Annotated in this window: 1 protein-coding gene; it reads left to right on the top strand. The window is 60.2% G+C overall.

Features of this window, described 5'->3' with window-relative positions; all coding sequences use genetic code 11:
- Nucleotides 1-819 precede the first annotated feature (819 nt).
- On the top strand, nt 820-1,509 hold the full coding sequence (locus tag ACWDSI_RS20405; RefSeq protein ID WP_449757679.1) for a DUF3558 family protein: 690 nt from the start codon (nt 820-822) through the stop codon (nt 1,507-1,509).
- Nucleotides 1,510-1,743: the final 234 nt, after the last annotated feature.

Genomic DNA, 1,743 nt, shown 5'->3' with positions numbered 1-1,743 from the left:
ATCACGCAGGCCAAGAGCCGGGGCCGCAGAATTCGCCATAGCCAATTCTCTCAAACCACGAACCATAAACTAATTAACGACACGCGACACTAGAGTTTCCGTGACGATCGATCCTCCACCCCTCCCCGACATATGCGCCAAGGCCATCGACTTCACCCGCGCCACCATCGACCAGATACCACCGTGACGCCGCTGCCTACTTCATCCTCGATACAATCGGGGCCACAGCGGGCCGCCACGACAATAATTGTCTCCGCAGTCCGCTGTGACCCCGTCTGTATCGCTAATGCCGCCAGCCTCCGACCGGCTGGCGCCCGCTCCTCAAGAACCTCCAACACCGGTTCTGCAGCAATGGATTTCACCGTATCCCGCGAGACCTTCAGCTTCTTGAGCCCAATCCTGACCGTCCACGAAATCCACCACCCGACCTGCGATGCCGGCACTACCTCTCGTAATCCGTCACACGACGGGCGTCATCCACACCTTCTCGAACCGGACCAACCGCCCAACCGTATCCTGGTTAGACTGACCGAACGAATGGGAACAGGGCCGGCCCCGTGCCGCGGACCCGACGGTGGTGAGGGGGATCTGTGACCGACTCGTTCGTACTTCCGGACGTGGACCAGCCAGGTCGTGCCCGCCGGAGACACCGCAAAAATCGCCCCACCCAACTCCACACCTGCCCGCTGCATCGCTGCAATTGACCAGCGCGGCAATGGCAACAGCGGGCCAAGGTGGCGCGGCAGTGTGCGGCGGATTTGGAGAGGGCGCGCACCGGGATCGCCGACACTCTCGCTTACAACTATTTTGGTGACGTAGATGAAGGGCGAAAATTGCACTCTCAGTTGGTGGGCGTGGCCAGTGCGACTGACCTTTGTGCATGAACGTCGCCGCCTCCTACGGCTACTCGCCGGTGGCTGCCTCGTCGGATTGGTGAGTAGCTGCGCGACAGATGGCAGCCCCGTTACCCAGTCCAACGTTGCCGTTACCTCGACTACTCAAAAAAGTATCCGGCAGACCGACGCGCAGGGCCGGCGATTGCCGTTCGTGACTTCATTCCCCGACCGGTGGAACACCGGGAATGACGGAACTACTTACGAACCATGCACTGCGGTTACACCTGCAGTTCTGCAGTCCGCCGGCGTGGATCCTGCAACTACGCAAGATGCGGCGGTAGCCAACTACCAAACCCTGCGAGGCTGTCAATGGCTCTTCGCGGGCAACAGTCTGTGGAGCCTCTCGCAGATCGTCGCTAACGCCGAACATCTCGACGCTTACAAGCAACGTCAATCGATCATCATTCGCTGGTTTCCTGACCAGTACGTCGATGGCCGGCGAGTAGCAGTCGGCGCATTCAGTGGACAGGACATATGCGTGGCGGTCGTTGACACCGGGCGATCTCACGTCACAACCATGGTTTCCCTGACGGTCGATCCACCACCCATCGCCGACATCTGCGCCAAGGCCGTCGACTTCACCCGCGCCACCATCGACCAGATACCGGAGTGAGCCTCCGCGCTGTGACCCCTCAATTCTCGCGCCGCCCCTATAAGTCGACCACGGAGATGCGCCTGGACGGAACAATTCGAATTGCGCACCACCGTTATCCATCGGACCAGACACGAAAGTGGAATGACAATCAACAGACCCCGTAAGATCCGGCCGCGACTTGAACCTCGTGGTCCCCGACATCGAGGCCCGTCGTCGTTCTTCGATTGGTTCGAGAACCTGATGGCAGGTCGC

This window comes from Gordonia sp. NPDC003429 (assembly GCF_053588575.1).
Note: the sequence above shows the minus strand (reverse complement) of the source record. Positions and strands in the feature narration are given on the sequence as shown.

Excerpts from the sequence above, each read along its gene's own strand:
- ACWDSI_RS20405 (WP_449757679.1), top strand. The coding sequence starts at position 820 with ATGAAGGGCGAAAATTGCACTCTCAGTTGGTGGGCGTGGCCAGTGCGA.